The sequence below is a fragment of the Bacteroidota bacterium genome (genome assembly GCA_016715425.1).
Lineage (GTDB): Bacteria > Bacteroidota > Bacteroidia > Chitinophagales > BACL12 > JADKAC01.
In genome coordinates this window covers 1-20477 of the sequence record JADKAC010000005.1, presented here as the reverse complement: position 1 = coordinate 20477, position 20477 = coordinate 1, and the positions used below count along the sequence as shown (strand labels likewise).

The window sequence follows — 20477 nt, the reverse complement described above, 5'->3', positions numbered from 1 at the left end:
TGTTGTTTCCAAAATACTATCTTTTAATTATGCGTATTGAAAAAAGAAAAATAAATAGAGCCATAAAAAATCTACAAAATGCCAATAGGTAGCCATTAATTCAACACTTACTTTTTTATCAGGATCTAAATTTTGCATTACAGAATCCACGGGAGTTTTTATACTTGTAAATGCTTTCACACTAAAAATAATCAATGCAATTACTCCTCCGGCCACATGCACAAAATGGGCTCCCGTAATGATATAAATAAAAGCACCTGGAATACTGGAAGTAAGTGTTATTCCACTATCCACCCATTGCATCCATGCTAAAATTTGCATTGTCAAAAATGTAGCTCCCAGCAAAGTAGTAATTACAATAAAAACCCGATAGCGATATACATTATTTTTTCGGAAACTGATATAAGCCATGTGCATCATCACGCTACTGGCAACTATCACTATAGTACTATAGGTAAATAATTGTGGAAGCGAAGTAACTGCCCAGTTTACGTTTCCTTTCTTCACGATATAGGCACTGGTGAAAGCAGCAAACATCATGATCATTGTAACTATTGCAATCCACAGATTAAATCTGAATGGATGAATAATATATCTGCTATGTGTTATTGTTCTTTGCATTATTATATTCTGTCAAAAAATAAAGCGATTAAAACTATAGGTAAATACAGAAACGATCCAAACATAAGTTTTCTGGCAGACTTTACATCACATGATTTATACAATTGTATAGCCTGATATAAAAATCCTAATCCTGTTAATGCAATTATTATTGCAGAAACACTTCCTGTAAATCCGGATAAAAATGGAATCAAACTAATTGGAATTAAAAAAATAGTGTACATCAACACATGAAAAGCAGATGCTTTGCTTTGCCCTGAAACTGTAGGCAATAATTGAAAACCAGCCCTTTTATAATCATCAAATGCCACCCATGCAATTGCCCAGAAATGCGGGAACTGCCACATGAATTGAATAACAAATAAAATAATTGCCATCTCGCCAATTGAACCTGTTGCAGCCGCCCATCCAATTAGTGGTGGAACTGCTCCGGGAAATGCACCTACAAAAACTGCGAGTGGCGATATTCTTTTTATGGGAGTATAAATAAATGCATAACTCAATAATGAAAGTGCGCCCAGTAATGCAATTTATAGGATTAAATAATATCCACATTAAAACAATACCTGAAATGCCCATAGTTCCTGCAGCAATTATGGCTTCGGTGCTTTGCATTCTTCCGGCTGGTAATGGACGGTTAGCAGTGCGCCCCATCAGCTTATCTGTTTCCACTTCTATAATCTGATTCAAAGCATTGGAAGCGGCGGTAATTAAAAAATCCTGCAAGCAGAAATAATCCGAAATAATGCATATCGCCACTGGCAAATACATATCCTATTCCTGCACTGAATACAACAATAAAACTCAGCCGGAATTTCACCAATAACAAATAGTCTGTTACTTTGGATTTAACTCGGGAAGTAAAATCAGATAATATGGAAATACTGCGTGGCAAAATTATTTACGATATGTTTCTTCTTCTTTAATCTTATCAGTATCAGATTCATCCCCATGCTCGCCCAACTCAATTTCTTGTTGTGATAATGGCTCAGTTTGTGGAATAAATTCTCTTCCTCGTTTGCTGTAATCATAAGCCCAACGATGCACGTCTGAATTTCACCCGGCCAGTTACCATGTCCCGGACGCAAAGGTGTAGTCCATTCTAATGTATTTGCATGATAAGGATTTAATTCTTTCATTCTTCTTCCGTACCAAATGCTATAGAAAAAGTTAAATACAAACAGCAATTGGAATGCAAAAGAAAAGAATGCAGCGATGGAAATAAATTGATTTAATTGAGCAAACATTCCGAAGGTGTCGAACCCAACATGTGTAGGATAACGACGTGGCAACATATATTCAAAGTGCATTGGATAAAAAATGAGGTATGCGCAAATCAGTGTTCCCCAGAAATGAACATAACCAAGTGTTTGATTCATGTCGTCCAAACATTTTTGGAAACCAATGATAAATACCTGCAAACATTCCAAAAATGCAGCAACACCCATAACAAGATGGAAGTGTGCAACCACAAAATAAGTATCGTGTAATTCAATATCAAGAGAAGAGTTTCCGAGGAAAATTCCGGTAACACCTCCGGAGATAAACACCGAAACAAATCCGATTGCAAATAACATTTGCGGATTCAGTTTGATATTCCCATGCCATAAGGTGGTGAGCCAGTTAAAGACTTTTACCGCCGAGGGGACGGCAATAATTAAAGTAAAAATTACGAAGATGGACCCGACAAAAGGATTCATACCGGTAACAAACATGTGATGCGCCCACACAATAAAGGATAAGACCGTAATGGCAAATAAGGAATACACCATCGCAGTATATCCAAAAATCGGTTTTCGGGAATGGACTGATAGCACTTCGGAAACAATACCCATTGCCGGCAAAATAATAATATATACTTCCGGGTGACCAAGAAACCAGAATAAGTGCTGGTATAAAATAGGGCTACCTCCGGAATTTGCTAAAGCTTCACCGCTGATATAAATCTGATCGAGGTAAAAACTTGTTCCCATATTTCTGTCAAACAACATTAAAACAGAAGCAGATAATAACACCGGGAAAGATAAAACACCGATGACTGCTGTTAGTAAAAATGCCCAAATAGGAAGTGGCAAACGAAACATCTTCATGCCTCTAGTTCTCAAATTAATTATTGTGGTGATATAATTTAAGCCTCCAAGAAGAACTGATATAATAAACAATGCAATACTGATAAGCCAATAATCTACTCCTGCAATACTTCCACTTGTTGCTTGCGGCAAGGCATTTAAGGGAGGATATGCTGTCCAACCACCTGATGCAGGACCAGTAGCTAAGAAAAAAGATAATGCCATTACAAGACCGGAAATAAAGAAGAACCAATAGGATAACATATTTATAAATCCGGAGGCCATATCTCGGGCACCAATCATTAATGGAATTAAATAATTTGAAAACGTACCACTTAATCCTGCTGTTAATACAAAGAATATAAGAATGGTACCATGCATAGTAATTAATGCATTATAGAATTCAGGTGCAATATGTCCATCCTCTGTAATCCATTTTCCTAAGAAGGGCTTAATCCAAGTAAGATCTGCATCCGGATAACCGAGTTGAATACGGAATAAAACAGATAAGCCACCACCAACTATTGCCCATATAATTCCGGTGATTAGAAATTGCTTTGCAATCACCTTGTGATCGGTAGAAAAAATGTACTTAGTTATAAAACTTTGGTGATGTTCATGGTGCGCATGATCGTGATCATGTGCGTGTACATCCGTATGTTGCTGTTCTTGAATTGATGTTTCAACTGACATTATACAAAGAATTTAAAAATGAATTAATTTTTCACTGCAACAGCAGCACTTGAATCAGCTGTTGTCGAATCAACTTTAGTTTCTGCAGGTTGTACAGGTTCTTCCGATTTCTTCACGGGTGCATCATTACTCAATTTGCTGATTTTCAAATTTCCCGCTACATTATCCCAATACGGCACTTGCTCAGAAAGCCATTTTTCATATTCTGGTTCTGTATCAATTACCATAATAAATTTCATTGCACTATGTCCAGTTCCACATAATTCTGCGCAGGCAACTTCATAGTTAAAACTTTTCCAAATCGGATCGGTATCTCCATCCTTCACTTTTTGCCAAATCGGATTGCTACTTAATATATCACGCATTTCTGTTGTGGTAAGTGTAGGTGTAAATTTAAAAGAAGTGGGCATACCGCGAACTGCATCCATTTTTACTTTCATGTGAGGCACATAAAAATCATGCAATACATCTAATGCAGTAATTTTTGCAAGTGCTTCTTTATTTACAGGCAGATGAATTTGAGATGGCATTAAATCATCATAACCTGCTTTCATTAAAGAAGCGTTTGCAGTTAAATATGCATCTGTATATTTTAATTCTATTCTCTCTAGATTTTTTTGTCTTACAATAATATGGTCATCAATATCATCTAATTCATCTTGCAGTTTTTTAAGTTCTGCTTTTATATCATCCGCTTTATATCTGTTTGGTCTTTTCGCCAAATCTGTTTGCAAATTTGCTATCAATCCAGGCAATGCTTCTTTTCTTGATTCCAGATCTCCTATTTCACCTCTTGTTCCTAAATCCGGGTTGCCGGATAACACTGCAATTTTATGTTGAATAAATTCTTTAGTAACAATTCCAACCGGATTGTCTGCGCAAATAAGATTATAATCTCTCATACCTAAAACACCATCTACGCCGGGATATCTTACACTCCAGAAAAACTGTTGACCAGTTACTTCAAAAACAATCGCTTCGGGTGATGCTTTGCCCGTAATTTTTGTCCATGATTGCAATCCGAATACTACAAACCCTGTAAGTACAATTGTAGGTATTACGGTCCAGATTAATTCCAGTTTATTGCTATGCGCAAAATGCTCGGCTTCTCGTCCTCTGCGATATCTATAAATATATGCAAATGTGAAAAGCAAAATATTAGTGATAACAAATACTGCCCCTGTAACAATTAAAGTGGCAATGAACATGCGTTCAATCAATTCACCATGTTCTGAAGCTGCTGCGATATTAGTATTTTAAAATGGCCAAATGACCAGAAGAAACCATAAGTACCCAGGATCATAAAAATTAACAATCCTATTGCCTGCACTTTTGTACTATGCTCTACATTTTCGTCGTCCTGACCTCTTAACTGGCTTACAATATCTAATGTGCGGGTAACCTGATATAATACTATCAGGACCAATGCAATTGCAATAAAAATTAACCAACCTGTCATTTCTTTCTTTTATTGATGATGATCAACACTTTCTCTAAACATCGGATGCTTGGTAGGCATTAATGAAACCTTCGCCAATTCGCTGAAAGTAACATATAAGAACATGCCTGTAAAAACCAATACCATTCCTATTTCAAAATAACCTATTCCCCAATCTGCTCCTACTGTAAATGGCATAATCATCAGATAGAAATCTATCCAATGGAAAATTACTAGTATAGATGAAACCACTACAAGAACAGCTAAATTTCTTTTTGAATCCCTGCGCATTAATACTAATAAAGGCACAAGGAAATTGACAAACATATTTGGAAGAAACAATAATCCATATTCACGTTTCATTTCAAGAAACCATGCAGTTTCTTCGGGAATATTGCTATACCAAATCAACATAAATTGCGAGAACCATAAGTAAGTCCAGAATATACTAAAGCCAAAAATATATTTTCCAAGATCGTGTAAATGATTTTCATTTAGTTGAACCATGTATCCTTTGTTTTTTAAATACACAAGTATTAAAGTCATAACACAAAGACTTGCCACAAACATAGATATAAAGAGATACCATCCAAACAATGTACTAAACCAATGCGGGTCAAGTGACATAACCCAATCCCAAGCCATCATAGAACTGGACACCGCCCAAATAACCAGGAATACTGCAGACCAACTTCTTGTTTTATTATACCATTTTATATCACCATCCTTATCCTGGGCTTTTGAAAATTTTCGCAGATTGAAACCAATGAATGACCAAAGAACTAAATAGATAACTGTGCGCAGAATAAAGAAACCATCATTAAGATATGCTTTTTTACCTGCTATTATTTTATCGTAAAATGGATTTAAAATTTTACCATCCGCATTTACAACTTCTTCCTGTTCACCGCTTGCAGTGGATGCAAGCACAACTTCTGCATTTTGCAAATGCAAACTGTGTTCTTCGGTATGCTCCTTCATCTCATTATGGGTATGTTCTATCTCATAGGCTTTTAATTCAGTAGGTGTAACATACTCTTGTTTTATAAAATCATCACTCCAATGATAGAGATGGTGATAATCAAAGGCAGTTCCTAATACAATTACCAAAATAAATATAGCACCATACTTTGTAAACTGACTCATTGCTTCAGCAACACGCAGCACATTAATATGCCATCCGGCCATTGCGATTTGATGCACTGTTATAAAAAAAGTGGCGAGCACTGCAATGCCTAAAAAATATACTGAGTTCAAAAGCAAGTTTGCCCAAAAACGCTCCATATTAATCTGCCCGGTAATTAACCCGGCAAGCACGGCAACCAAACCAATCACAATCATTAACAGGAAGGTTTGTTTGTGTTTTTTTGTGTACTCAAAAGAATTTGAACTGCTCATTGTTATAAAGTTATTTTCAGTCGTTAATTTCTCTTATTCATTTGTTACTTCTGCGGTAGCTGTTGGAATAGCAATGCCATTTGCCAACGCATAATCATTCTGCAATTTATTAATGTATTGAATTACCTTCCACCGATCTTCTTTTGAAACTGCATATGCATAAGGACCCATAGCATTTTTTCCATATGTAATTGAATGATACATTTTACCATCAGGCATAACCATATACAATGAATCAAAATAATTTGGTGGTGCCGCTTTATATTTTCCCGATGTAACAATATTACCTTGACCATTGCCGGCAACTCCATGACAAACTGCACAATAAATATCAAAGATAATTTTGCCATGGGCAATGTTTTCTGCACTAGCCGCTACAGGATTAGGATTCATTGCGGAACGTTCGTAGTCTTCTATTGAATTTGAATATTCATAAGGCAGACTGATAGCAGCAATTGTCGAATCATATTCTCCAGTATGTGGATCACCACTAAATGGCACTGTACCTTCTACCGGTAGCATTGCACCCATACTATCTTTAAGTAAATGATTAGGTCCGTATGTTTCATACGCACGTGAATACATCATATCATTAGTATAAGAAGTACCTGGAAAATCACCACTTGCCTTCTTGCAAGATTGCAACATTAGTATTGCAAAAGCACCGGTTATTATTATTATTAAAAATTTCTTCATGCCTATATATTTATAATGCATCCAGTTCTTTTTCATAAACTTCCACTGCACCATTACCAATCAATACATCCCGAATTTCCTGTTTTTTATTTTCAGCTGTTTGTCCATCTAATTCAAAAGTCATTGCAAACATGTGGCTGGTTATTCTTTCATCCAGAATTTTTGGTTTCATTCCAGGTGCAAGTCTATTCAGATACATATAAGTAAGTGTCATACCTACGGCAGAAAATAATACTGTTAATTCAAATGTTATTGGTATCCATGCAGGTAAAGAGAAGTAAGGTTTACCGCCATAATTAATTGGATAATTCATAGTGCTGATCCATGTAATAAAAACTAATGCAGTGAGTGTTCCGGCAATACCAAAAATGAAACCGGCACTGTGCAATTTAGTCATACGTAAACCCATTGCATCATCTAAGCCGTGAACAGGAAAAGGTGTAAGCACGTCTGTAATTTTCATACCTTCTGCCCGCACATTTTTTACCGCTTTCATCAACACTTGTTCGTCTTCAAACAAACCAAATAATACTTTTTTATCTGACATGTTATTTTATTGAGGTTTAATTAATGTTTCATAATGTCCATCTGAGCCATGCCCTCCGGCATGTTCTTCGTGGTGCCCATGTATAGCATTTTCGCCAACATACTGATCCCCGGTTGATTTTAAAATACTCTTGACTTCCGCCAACGCCACCACAGGCGCCACTTTTGAAAACAAGAGGAACAGCGTCATAAAGAAGCCTATAGTTCCCACATAAATAAATATCTCTACATAAGTTGGTATATAATACGACCAACTTGAAACTAAATAATCACGGTGTAATGAAGTACCAATAATTACAAAGCGCTCGAACCACATACCTACATTAATAATGATGGACATGAAGAATGTAAATACAGGGCTTCTTCTTAATTTTCTTACCCAGAATAATTGAGGAGAGATAACATTACAAGTCATCATTGCCCAATAAGCCCACCAGTATGGTCCGGTACTTCTATTAATAAATGCGTATTGCTCATATTGATTCTGAGAATACCATGCAGTAAATAATTCGGTGATATAAGCAACACCCACTATTGAGCCTGTGAGAATAATAATCTTATTCATAGATTCAATGTGGCCAATCGTTATGTAATCCTCCAGATGAAAGACTTTTCGAACTACTAACATCAGTGTAAGCACCATTGCAAAGCCAGAGAAAATTGCCCCTGCAACAAAGTAGGGCGGAAAGATTGTTGTGTGCCAGCCGGGAATTACTGAAGTGGCAAAGTCAAAAGATACAATTGTGTGTACTGAAAGTACAAGTGGAGTTGATAAACCCGCAAGTACAAGTCCTAATGACTCGAAACGTTGCCAGTGTTTTGCTGAACCGGTCCATCCAAAACAAACAACATTATATATTTTTTTTCTGAAGGCAGTTTTTGCACGATCTCTTACAGTTGCTAAATCAGGTATTAAACCTACATACCAGAATAACAATGAAACGGTGAAGTAAGTAGAGATTGCAAATACATCCCAAAGTAATGGCGAATTAAAGTTTGGCCAAAGCGGTCCACGAGTATTCGGATAAGGGAAAATAAAGAATGCCAGCCAAATTCTTCCCATGTGAATAAGTGGAAATAAACCCGCACACATTACCGCAAAAATTGTCATAGCTTCTGCCGAACGGTTTACACCGGTGCGCCATTTTTGACGGAAGATGAGAAGTATCGCCGAGATTAAAGTACCGGCGTGACCAATACCAATCCACCAAACAAAATTGGTGATATCCCATGCCCAGCCAATTGTTTTATTTAATCCCCACAGTCCAATACCATAAGTGATGGTAAGACCGATCATTATAAAACCTGTAATTGCCAGCATACCCATTGCGGTTACAGCCAACATCCAAATTTTATTTGGTTTGGCCTCTATCGGCCCAATAATGTCATCCGACATTTGAGCGTAAGTTTTATGGCCCGTAATAAGTGGTTCCCTAATTGGTGATACAAACATCTTTCTTGCTATTTATAATTATATAGATCCATTATATCCAATCTCTCTTCGTGTACATGATCCTCAGCATCTTTATTTCTCACTTTAGTCATATACAATACAGAGGGCAACCAGTGGTTTTCTTCAATTACTCCATACGCACGTTCACTGGTATTCAACTTATACACTTCTGTATTTTCATCAAACATATTTCCAAATACGATTGCATCCGCAGGACATGCATTCTGACAAGCGGTGCGAATATCACCATCACGCAATTGGCGGTTTTCTTTTTGGCTGTGAGTTTTGATTCCTGAATTCTCTGCACACAGAAAGAACATTTTTCAATTACACCTCTTGATCTTACAGTAACATCCGGATTTAAAACCATTCTAGTTAAATCATCCATTGTATCCATTCTAACATTTTCAGTTGCATCATTCATTTCACCGAATGTATCAGCACCAGTGTAATCATACCAGTTGAATCGCCTTACTTTATAAGGACAGTTGTTTGCACAGTATCTTGTTCCAATACAACGGTTATAAGCCATTTGATTAAATCCTTCACTACTATGGTTGGTAGCGCCCACAGGACAAACATTTTCGCAAGGCGCATTTTCACAATGCTGGCACATCATCGGCATAAATACTACTTCCGGATTTTCAGGATTTTCACCTGCATAATACCGGTCAATACGTATCCAATGCATTTCATGTGCTCTACGTACTTCATCCTTTCCTACAACAGGAATATTATTTTCACTGATACAAGCAATTGTACATGCACCGCACCCGATACAAGTATTCAGGTCTATATTCATCCCCCAATTAAAGCCATTTTTTCCAGCTTGAAAATCAGGATAGAAGGTATCCAATTGTCCTAATACTGCAGCACGATCTGTATTACCAGCTAAAGGATTTTTCTTGTATTCTGCTAAGGTGGTTTCTTTTACAATTTTTCTTTTTGCAATACCATCATTCAGATTAAAATGTGTTTGTGTTTGTGCAAAAACTACATTTTGTCCTGTCTTAGAAATTGAAGCACCACTCAGATTATAATTCACTGTCTCTCCAGAAGCATCAGCAAAAATTGCTACTGCTTTACCAACACCTTGACCTACTTTACCAACTATTGTTCTACCAAAACCTATTGCAACAGATGCAGAACCTTTGGCTTGACCGGGTTGAATTGAAACAGGTAGATCCACAGAATTAGAACCGATTGTAAGAGTAACAATATCACCGTGCATCAAATCATTTTCTTCGGCCCACTCAGGAGATATGTTTAAGTAATTATCCCAAGTAATCTTTGTTACCGGATCTGGCATTTCGTGTAACCATGGATTATTTGCGTAACGGCCATCACCTAATCCAATAGATTCATATAACTGAACTTCCAAACCATCAGCACCTGATTTAGAAATACCGGCACTTGCTTTTGCAAGGTCTCCGCTGAATACAGGCAAAATAGCATCCATTGGCATTTCAGATTGATATAATCCTGATTGCAATGCTTTATTAAATGCTCTTATCTTATTTGTTTCGCTAACAAAATTTGTAGTGTTCCAATTTTCCACCATAAAATCATGGTAATTCATTTCAGAACCTGCCCATTTAAGCATTGAATCCTGCATTTGTCTTGTATTAAACAAGGGCTGAATTGTAGGTTGGGCAAATGAATACACACCTGTATGTGGTTCGGCATCATTCCAGGATTCCAGATAGTGATGATCCGGCGCAATATGACTACAAATATGAGATGTCTCATCCATATTACCTGTAAAGCCTATACTGATTTCTGCTTTTCCAATTGCTTCTTCAATTTGTGCTCCCAAAGGTGAATCATATACCGGATTGCAATTATAAATCATTGCTACACTCCCTGCACTCGCATTTAAATCAGAAATAAAATTTTTCAAATCTGTGTCAGAACCCTGACGCAATTTATTGGCACTATTCAATTTTATCACAGTACCATAATTGCCTAACGCATTATTAATTCCATTAATTAAAATTTGCGCATTAATATCATTTGAACCGGAAATTACCAATGAATTTCCCATGTTTGCTTTCAACATTTCTACTGCCTGATTCAAGTGGCTCATTTTACTTTCATCACCTACAGCAACACTTCCCCCTCCGGTAATTGCATTGAAAACATGCTGAATCGCAGAATGCAGTTCGGAAGGCTTTAATGCAATTCTATAATCTGCATTTGCTCCTGTTAAACTCATTCTAGATTCCACTTGATAATGGCGGGACATTTCCCTTTTATCTTTATTTACTTTTCTGTTTTGGATATAAGCTTTGGTGTATTCCACGGGAGAAATCCATGTGCCTAAAAAGTCTGCATCAAAGCTTAAAATAACTTTTGCTTTTGCGAAATCATAATTAGGAATTGCCCGCATACCAAATGATTGCTCATTGGCAGTTAACATACCTGAATAGGAAACCGCATCATATGTATAAACTTTGGTATTTGGATATTTTTCAGTGAATTTATCAAATACCTTTTTTGTAGAAGGACTAATTACAGTAGAAGTTAATATGCGAACTTGTGCATCTGGCGAAGCACTCAATTTATTCAACACCGCCTGATCTAATTCTTCCCAAGTAGTTTCAGAAAATTTGCCCGCAGAATCCCTTTTCAAAGGTGTTCTAATGCGGCTTGTATCATACAAACTTAGAATACTTGCCTGAACACGAGCGCTGGTGCCACCCTTAGTTATTGTTGAAGCCTTATTCCCTTCTATTTTAATTGGGCGTCCTTCCCGGGTTTTTACTAATATACTACAATAATCACCACCATCGCTGTAAGTGGAAGCATACCACGTAGCGATACCTGGTGTAATATCTTCCGGTTTAAAAATATAAGGTGCTACTTTATTAATAGGCATTTCACAACCTGCAGCTAAAGTGGCTGCCGTGAGACTGAATCCCATTACCTTTAAAAAATCCCTGCGTGAACCGCTTAATGCATTGCTTTCTTCAAAGAATTCTGTTTCGAGTTCTTTTCCAAATTCTTGCTGGGAATTCTGTAAAAATTCAGGTGTCGGTTTTAATTCTTCCAGTCCCTTCCAATATTTCTTTTCTGCCATTGCGTTGTAACTTATTTGTTTGCTTTCAGCAATATTGAATTAATTAATAGTGGCATTTTTGACATTCTGTAGCACCAATATCGGATGCATGTACCATATCAATTTCGCCATTTTGCATTTTCTCTTGTAATTCCCGGTAATCTGTATAAAATGCATTCGAAAATTTCACTTCTGTTTGACGATGGCAATTTATACACCATCCCATACCAAGATTTTCAGCCTGCTCCACCACTTTCATTTCTTGAATTTTACCATGACAGGACTGACATTCTAAACCTGCAACAGTGACGTGTTGAGCATGATTGAAATAAACATGATCTGGGAGATTATGGATTTTTATCCATTCCACCGGTTTAGGTTCTTTATCATAAACCAAATTTTCCGGATCAAACCCTGCAAATTCATAAATTTTCTTTATCTCGGGAGTATACTCTTCAGGCGGGTAGCCAGCAGTTCCGGGCGACATTTCCTGAATATTGTAGTGGCAATTCATACAAACATTAATGGATGGAATAACTGCCGCCTTTCCTTTTTCAGCTCCTGAATGGCAATATTTACAATCAATCATATTTATACCGGCATGCACTTCATGACTAAATTTAATTGGCTGCTCAGGTGCATACCCTTGCTGTCTGCCTAATGATGTTGCACTATCATACATCGAATAACACAGCCAACAAAAAACAAACAATCCAACAATTGCCAGAAAAGCCCTGAGATTTTTGCGCTTGTAGAATGGAACAGATTTCGGCTCATCTTCATTATTTACTTCTCTGTTTAGCCGTTGTAACTGATTTATAGTACGGGAGAGAATAATTGCAATAATGAGAAGTATTGCGACAAGCACCACATATAATAAAGTGTTATCCTTTTTAGGTTGAGCGCTAACTCCACCTACAGGAGCCTCTGCTACTTTCTTGGATTCTGCAATTCTCGCCGCTTCCGCATCTATATAAACAAGAATATCATGTATATCTCCATCCTTTAAATTTGGAAAAGCCTGCATTGGACTTTTATTATACTCTTGGTATAATTTATTTGCGTACTCATCTCCTGTAGCAAGAAATGATTGCGAGTTATGAATCCATGCATACAAATGAGTAGAATCCGGCCAACGTTCTCTCACTCCTTGCAGTGCCGGCCCCGTCATCTTACGATCAATCATATGGCATTTGGCGCAATTAGCCTGATATAATTGCTTGCCTTCTCCCTCTCCAGCCATTGCATTTGCTGAGTTGAAGAGTGAAAACGATACGGATAACAGAGTTAAAAATAACAGGCGATAAGTAGATGAAACCTTACTGGTGCGCACAATCAATAGTTTATTAGGTTTAATTACCTTGTTTATAATTGCTGCAAATGTAATGTTTGCATTTTAAAATCTTTAACATTCAATAACAATTTTACACCCATTTCTACAAACAAAAATTTTATTCGCTTATTTATTTTTAAAGTATATTTTTCCGGAATTTAAATTCCGGCCTTTATTGAAACACTTATATATTCAATATCTGGCATAATTATTTTAATTGTTGGCTTAAAATTATTCTATGAAAAATTATTACACACTCGCATTTATTATTTCCAGTTTATTTGTTTTAAGTAGTTGCAAATCGGCAGAAAAAGTTTTTCGTGAAGGTGATTATAATCATGCAATTGATATTAGCATAAATAAGCTTACTCGTAATCCGCAAAAAGAAGAATATATTTTAATTCTTGAAGAGGGCTTTAAGCGGGCTAATGCCGCTGATCTTGGATATATTAAAGCATTAAACCTGGAAGGCAATCCAGACAGATGGGAAGATATTTACAATGTATATCAAAGTATTGGCCGCCGTCAAAATAAAATCAATCCTCTTCTACCATTATTTATTGAATCAGAAGACAGAAATGCCACCTTTGAAATGATAGATGTGGTTGCTGAATTAATTAATGCAAAGAAGAATGCTGTAAATTATTTACTTGCATCGGCCAAAGAAAAAATAAATTCCGGAAATAAATATTCTGCTCGTGAAGCTTATAGCGAATTAATCCGGATTCAGGAATTAAATCCAAATCATCCGGAAATAAAATCTTTGTTGGAACAAGCAAGTGCATTGGGTACTAATCAAGTAGGTTTTGTTATTGAAAACAATTCAAATAGTAATTTAAGTGAGGAAGTGGCAAATGCATTATACGACATTGCACCTGGAGATCCTTATGGAGACTGGTACCAAATAAATCCCTATAATGAAAAAGAATATTTTGATTATTTGGTAGTGATGCGCATAAAAAAAGTAGAATCTTTTCCGGAAGTAATTAACACGAATAATTATGAAGAAACACGGCAGGTGGAAGATGGCTGGACTTATATATTTGACTCCGAAGGAAATAAGGTGTTGGACAGCTTAGGTAATCCCCTTAAAACATCCACCTATAAATGGATATCTGCCTATGTGAGTGAAACAACTCAGGAAAAAATAGCTACTGTAGAAGCTGAAATTCGTTACCTGGATTCAAATGGGAAGTTGATTACTTCAATTCCTGCGAAGGGGGATGGGATTTTTCAGAATTATTATGCTATGGCTACAGGATATAATGATGCCTTAACTCCAGCTTCTCGTGAAAAATTAGGAGGAAAACCACTGCCTTTTCCTTCTGACAATGCGCTTTTAATACAATCAATAGCCACATTGGAAACTGTTTTAGAACAATTGATGCAAGACAATAATTATAAGTATCTGAATAAATAGTTTCCTTACAGAATCTCACAGAAACCTATAATCTGTTTTGCAAAATTGTATGCTTCTTTTTCCTGAAAAAAGTTACAGGCATTTTAACACATTATTTTCAATACTATTGGAGCGTATTCATATATAGCTTAATTTGAATCAAATCTATCTACATGAATTATCTACCATTAAAATCGCTACTTGCATCCAAGGGCCTTTTCTTAAAAGTGGTCTTGTGCCTTTTACTTATAAACACATTACCCCTTTTCGGACAAGAAATTTGTTTCAATACCACCCAAAAAATAACAACACAAAATGACGAATTGGGTTGGAAATATGTATATAATCTTTTGGATTCAGCTGAGATTTTTAAAACGCAGGATTCATATGCAACAGCTCAATTATATTATGAAAAAGCATTATTGCTCAGTTCTTTACAAAATAATATTCCCCTTCAAATAGATATTAGTCGCAAGCAGGGGAAATTGGCTTATGATGCCGGCTACAATTCACAAAGCTTTAATTATTATAAATATGCAAAGCAAATAGCTGAAAAAAATAACCTGCCAGAAATGTTGGTGTTAACAAATCTGGATTTAGGTACGGTGTTCCTGAATGAAGGAAAACCGGACAGTAGCCAGTATTATATCTTACAATCTCTACGATGGAATAATGCTGTTCAAGATACAATCAGTCTTATCAATGCATATCATTTGCTCGGTGATATTCATTATGGTGTGGAGAATTACCATGATTCTCATGATTATTATCAAAAAGGAATTGACTTAATAGTAAAATATAATGCATTAACTGAAGATCTTATCTATGAATACAGTTTACTTCTGGGTAATCAGGCAGGCATCTACGCTGAATTAAGAGAGTTTGAAAAATCAAAAAAATGTTATGCTAAATCAGATTCTTTAGCCAGACTAATCGACGATAAACATACCCTTGCATTTAATGCTTACGGACTTGGATACACTTATTATTATGAGGGAAACTATAACAAGAGTATTGATTTATGTAAAAATGCGCTCAGCTATTTTGTAAGTGAGAATGATGCGTATTCAATAGAAGGTACACTGGAATGTATTGCAAGAAGTTACTTAGGTCTCAATCAATTAGATTCTGCTGAATTTTATCTTCTATCTGTTTTGAAAAGCATGGATAACTTCAATTATATTGATTTCAAAATGGACATCTATGAGCAGTTAACTTCTTTGTATGAGAAAAAAGGAGATTATCAAACATCATTGCATTATAATAAATTATTTAAAAAATTCAGTGACTCTCTGAACGTACAGAATCGAAGTGTGAATTTAAACTTGTTAGAAATTCAACAGCGATATGCTCAAGCAGAAAAAGATAATCTGGCATTAGTTAAAGATCGAGTGAAAGATCAAAAAATAATTAGCGAACAACAAAAATCAAATTTGCTGATTACCATTGCTTTTATTTTTGCCATGGCATGTGTATTCACACTCATCATAATTTATAGAAACAAGAGATATCAAAGTGCCCTGTTGGAGCAGGAAGTACAACGCCGAACAGTAGAATTATCTGCATCTAATTTATCATTATTAGAAGCGAATGCAGAACTGGAAGAGTTTGCATATATATCATCGCATGATTTGCGGGAGCCTATTCGAAACATTGTAAGTTTTAGCAGTTTGATAAAACGCAAAGGTGAAAAATTATCTCAGGCAGAATTGAATGATTTTATATCTCTCATTCAATTTAATGGAAACCAAATGACACAATTAGTGAATGATATTTATGAATTTACAAAAATTAAAAAAGTGAATTTTGATTTAAAATCTGTTGCACTTAATTCACTTATTAATGATGCATTGCGTTCTCTTTCTCCGGAAATAAAAAAGAAGCATGTGGAAATTGAAACAGATATTCATACCGGGAATATTTTAACACATACCAATATGTTGGTGCTTGCTTTAAGAAATATTATTGAAAATGGTATTACTTATAACAAATCTGAAATTCCTGAAATACATATTTTAGCAGTAGAAAATGATTTGGAATATACTATCTCAATAAAGGATAATGGTATTGGTATAAATCCGAAATATCATGGTAAAATTTTCGAGATGTTTAAACGCTTGCACAATCGTGAAGAATATTCAGGTAGTGGTTTAGGTTTAGCTATCACTAAAAAAATAATTACCCGATTGAAGGGTTCGATAGATGTAATTTCTGAAGAAGGAAGTGGAAGTACTTTTATAATTCGTATTCCGAAAAAGATTTCAAGAATTATGTCGGAAAAGCTCAAGAGAGCTTCCTAATAAAAAAGCCGTCTGAAAATCAGGCGGCTTTTTTTATTTTCAATATAATATTTATAAAGTTCCTTCTATCAACACATTTACATGGTTATTCAGCACCTCCACAAATCCACCTGTAACGCTAAATGTTTTTACACCTGAATCGGTTTTCAAAACAATATTCCCTTGTTTAATTGATGCTATCATAGCTGCATGATTTTTCAGCACTTGGAATGATCCTGTTGTTCCGGGAAATTGTGCAGATATCACTTCACCTGCAAACAATTTTTTTTCGGGTGATAATATTTCAACCAGCATATTATTTTATTTATTTGCTTCAGCTAATAATCGTTTTCCTTTCTCAATCGCATCATCAATTGTACCCACAAGATTAAATGCTGCTTCAGGATATTCATCTACTTCGCCATCCATAATCATATTAAATCCACGGATAGTTTCTTCAATCGGAACCAATACACCTTTTAATCCTGTGAACTGCTCAGCCACGAAGAATGGTTGTGATAAAAATCGCTGTACACGACGAGCACGATGCACCACTTGCTTATCTTCTTCACTCAACTCTTCCATACCGAGAATGGCGATAATATCCTGCAATTCTTTATAGCGCTGTAAAATCATTTTTACATCCTGTGCGCATTTATAATGTTCAGCACCTACTATATCCGCAGTTAAGATCCTGGAAGTAGAATCCAAAGGATCCACCGCAGGATAAATACCTAACTCAGCAATTTTTCTACTTAATACTGTTGTGGCATCCAGGTGACTAAATGTAGTTGCCGGAGCCGGATCTGTTAAATCATCCGCAGGCACATACACTGCTTGAACCGATGTAATAGAACCACGCTTTGTTGAAGTAATTCTTTCCTGCATCAATCCCATTTCTGATGCAAGTGTTGGCTGATAACCAACCGCTGAAGGCATACGACCTAATAATGCCGATACTTCAGAACCTGCTTGGGTGAAACGGAAAATATTATCAATAAAGAATAAGATATCTCTACCTTTTGCATCGCTTGCATCACCATCACGGAAATACTCGGCAATGGTTAATCCACTCAACGCAACACGAGCACGAGCACCCGGAGGTTCATTCATCTGTCCGAACACTAAGGTTGCCTGAGATTTCAGTAATTCTTGTTTATCCACTTTACTCAAATCCCATCCGCCGGCTTCCATGCTATGTTTAAATTCTTCGCCATAACGGATTACATCCGACTCAATAAATTCACGCAATAAATCATTACCCTCTCTTGTGCGCTCGCCCACTCCGGCGAAAACACTCATACCCGCATAAGCCTTTGCAATATTGTTAATCAATTCCTGAATCAATACTGTTTTGCCCACACCGGCTCCACCAAACAAACCGATTTTACCACCCTTTGCATAAGGCTCAATCAAGTCAATCACTTTAATTCCTGTAAACAACACTTCGCTTTCCGTAGAAAGATCTTCATATAAAGGTGGTTTGCGGTGAATAGGTGCTTTGCCTTCCGCTTTCACTTCACCAATACCATCAATAGGTTCACCCACCACATTAAATAAACGGCCACGGATTCCTTCACCTGTTGGCATACTAATATTCTCACCCAAATCCCGCACTTCCATACCTCTTACCAAACCATCCGTAGATTCCATGGCAATTGCCCGCACACTGTCTTCACCAAGGTGTTGCTGCACTTCTAAAATTAATTTCTCACCGGATTCACGAGTGATTTCTAATGCGTTTAAAATTTCGGGGAGATTCCCTTCCTCGAAGCTAACGTCAAGAACGGCTCCGATTATTTGCTTGATTTTACCTTTTCCGGGCATGTATTCTGTTTTTAAATTTCGCCGCAAAGATAGAATTAAGACCCTACATATTCAAAGACTGCTGAAAGGTTTTTTGGTAATGGGGATAAGTAGGTTGAATGGTGATTTAGATAATTCTTTTTTGAGATCAGTATTGTGAGGGTGATTAGCGATGAATCTTTTGCTTTATTAATTATCAAGCAGACTAATTACTTTCTTTCATTCTTAGCCTCGTCTGACCCTCTCCTTACTCTCCCCTACCTTCGGCAGGCAGGCTTAAAAAGTTTACCTGCCGAAGGCAGGGAGAGCGATAAATTAGTTTTCTATTGATGTTCTTAATCAAATTGATATTTGTTTGTTCTTATTTTAGACAGCACGATTGCTATTTATTATTAAATGTATTTGATAGAACCACTGCATAAACATCTTCCCCCCTCCTTCGGCGGGTAAACTTTTAAGGGAAGATAAGAGATGGGTCAAATGCTCGAACAAAGTAATTACAATTTATCAAGCGGACTATTTACATTCTTAATTTGTTTTTGAGAAATATGTGTATAGCCCAATGTAGTTTTTATATCCTTATGGCCCAATAACTTTTGTATAAACACAATATCAGTTCCGGCTTCTAATAGATGTGTTGCATAACTATGGCGTAAACCATGAATGCCCACCTTTTTTCTTATGCGTGCTTTTTTCATTGCTGATTTAAATACCAATTGAGCAGATCGTGCAGTATATTGATTTCCATATTGACCTTCAAATAAATATGTTTCTGGACGATATGCTTTATAATAATTGCGCAAATCTTTAAGTAATGATTTTGGCAAGTTTACCATTCTGTCTTTTTTGCCTTTACCCGATTCAATTAATACCTGCATATTCACAGAATCAATATCTGCAATTTTCAGATTTACAATTTCACTTACTCTTAAACCCATTCCATAAGCAAATTGTAATATCAGTTTATGCTTATCATTTACAGAAACAGAAAGCAGTCTGCGAATCTCTTCCTGATTTAAAGTCTTAGGTAATTTAATTGGTTTCTTCGGACGTGGAATATCAATAAACATTTTACTGCGATGTAACACCTGTTCGTAATAAAATTTCACCGCATTTATTCTGCTGTTCAAATGACTTTCACTCAATTGCAAATGCTCAACACAATACAGAAAATAAGCAGTTAATTTTTCAGGTGATAATTTATCTGCATGATTAGATTTCAATAAAAATAAAAATTGAGCAAACTCATTACTATATACTTTAATGGTATGCGGACTATATGCTTTCAATTTAAGCTGAGCAACAAAAGCCATAAATGCATCCTGATTATTAGCATGCAAATGTGCAATTACATTTTTACCGATTAAGGCTTGTTGCAAACCCAATTCAGAACGAATAAAATCATTATCAGGTAAATACCAGCATCTTTCAGAAGCACTCCATTTGCCCTTAGGAAATTTCTTCTTAAAGGCAGCCTTCAGTTTTTCAATATTGGGAAACTCTAACCAAATAACATTTTTACCATTATGTGTTCCTTCGGATATTGAATATTCATTTAGATTCATTGCATAAAAATACAACTTATACGAAACTTCGCATTCTTGAATTTCCTGCTTTCATCCCTTTGATAGTTAGCATAATACAAGAATGCTCTATTTTTATTGGCGAGATGTGGAGTTTCGTATATT

Annotated in this window: 14 protein-coding genes and 2 pseudogenes; 2 read left to right on the top strand and 14 right to left on the bottom strand. The window is 36.1% G+C overall.

Annotated elements, in window-relative coordinates:
• Positions 1-27: 27 nt before the first annotated feature.
• The 11 genes and pseudogenes from IPN31_06010 to IPN31_05960 form a co-directional block, all read right to left on the bottom strand.
• Positions 28-621, bottom strand: coding sequence for a cytochrome c oxidase subunit 3 (locus IPN31_06010; GenBank protein MBK8681449.1), 594 nt, complete (start codon positions 619-621; stop codon positions 28-30).
• Between the two features lie 2 nt (positions 622-623).
• A pseudogene (gene cyoE / locus IPN31_06005) lies at positions 624-1450 on the bottom strand (protoheme IX farnesyltransferase).
• A 37-nt stretch (positions 1451-1487) separates the two neighbouring features.
• Positions 1488-3383 carry a cbb3-type cytochrome c oxidase subunit I gene (locus IPN31_06000; GenBank protein ID MBK8681448.1) on the bottom strand — a complete coding sequence of 632 codons (1896 nt, stop codon included), beginning with the start codon at positions 3381-3383 and terminating at the stop codon, positions 1488-1490.
• Positions 3384-3406: 23 nt separating this feature from the next.
• A complete protein-coding gene (locus IPN31_05995) occupies positions 3407-4603 on the bottom strand; it encodes a hypothetical protein (protein ID MBK8681447.1) in 1197 nt (398 codons plus the stop codon).
• The gene (locus IPN31_05990) at positions 4600-4842 is read right to left on the bottom strand and encodes a hypothetical protein (GenBank protein ID MBK8681446.1); all 243 of its coding nucleotides are present in this window, start codon (positions 4840-4842) and stop codon (positions 4600-4602) included. The genes IPN31_05995 and IPN31_05990 overlap by 4 nt, the downstream gene beginning before the upstream one ends.
• A 9-nt stretch (positions 4843-4851) precedes the next feature.
• Complete coding sequence (locus tag IPN31_05985; protein ID MBK8681445.1) at positions 4852-6219, bottom strand: quinol:cytochrome C oxidoreductase; 1368 nt, start codon at positions 6217-6219, stop codon at positions 4852-4854.
• Positions 6220-6252: 33 nt separating this feature from the next.
• A complete protein-coding gene (locus IPN31_05980) occupies positions 6253-6915 on the bottom strand; it encodes a cytochrome c (GenBank protein ID MBK8681444.1) in 663 nt (220 codons plus the stop codon).
• 10 nt (positions 6916-6925) lie between these two features.
• Positions 6926-7462: a DUF3341 domain-containing protein gene (locus IPN31_05975; protein ID MBK8681443.1), complete on the bottom strand. Its 537-nt coding sequence runs from the start codon at positions 7460-7462 to the stop codon at positions 6926-6928.
• Between the two features lie 6 nt (positions 7463-7468).
• Positions 7469-8914 carry a polysulfide reductase NrfD gene (gene nrfD, locus IPN31_05970; GenBank protein ID MBK8681442.1) on the bottom strand — a complete coding sequence of 482 codons (1446 nt, stop codon included), beginning with the start codon at positions 8912-8914 and terminating at the stop codon, positions 7469-7471.
• An 8-nt stretch (positions 8915-8922) separates the two neighbouring features.
• Positions 8923-11993 (bottom strand): annotated as a pseudogene (locus IPN31_05965) (TAT-variant-translocated molybdopterin oxidoreductase).
• Between the two features lie 43 nt (positions 11994-12036).
• Positions 12037-13305: a c-type cytochrome gene (locus IPN31_05960; GenBank protein ID MBK8681441.1), complete on the bottom strand. Its 1269-nt coding sequence runs from the start codon at positions 13303-13305 to the stop codon at positions 12037-12039.
• 238 nt (positions 13306-13543) lie between these two features.
• On the opposite strand from IPN31_05960, the gene IPN31_05955 reads away from it, so the two are divergent.
• Both IPN31_05955 and IPN31_05950 read left to right on the top strand, forming a co-directional pair.
• Complete coding sequence (locus IPN31_05955; GenBank protein ID MBK8681440.1) at positions 13544-14725, top strand: hypothetical protein; 1182 nt, start codon at positions 13544-13546, stop codon at positions 14723-14725.
• A 302-nt stretch (positions 14726-15027) separates the two neighbouring features.
• On the top strand, positions 15028-17004 hold the full coding sequence (locus IPN31_05950; protein ID MBK8681439.1) for a hypothetical protein: 1977 nt from the start codon (positions 15028-15030) through the stop codon (positions 17002-17004).
• 51 nt (positions 17005-17055) lie between these two features.
• Here the strand turns inward: IPN31_05950 and IPN31_05945 are convergent, their stop codons facing one another.
• The 3 genes from IPN31_05945 to IPN31_05935 form a co-directional block, all read right to left on the bottom strand.
• Complete coding sequence (locus tag IPN31_05945; GenBank protein ID MBK8681438.1) at positions 17056-17298, bottom strand: F0F1 ATP synthase subunit epsilon; 243 nt, start codon at positions 17296-17298, stop codon at positions 17056-17058.
• A gap of 6 nt (positions 17299-17304) precedes the next feature.
• Positions 17305-18810 (bottom strand): F0F1 ATP synthase subunit beta, encoded by a 1506-nt coding sequence (locus IPN31_05940; protein MBK8681437.1) that lies wholly within the window; start codon positions 18808-18810, stop codon positions 17305-17307.
• Between the two features lie 476 nt (positions 18811-19286).
• Positions 19287-20354: a tyrosine-type recombinase/integrase gene (locus IPN31_05935; protein MBK8681436.1), complete on the bottom strand. Its 1068-nt coding sequence runs from the start codon at positions 20352-20354 to the stop codon at positions 19287-19289.
• Between the last annotated feature and the right edge of the window lie 123 nt (positions 20355-20477).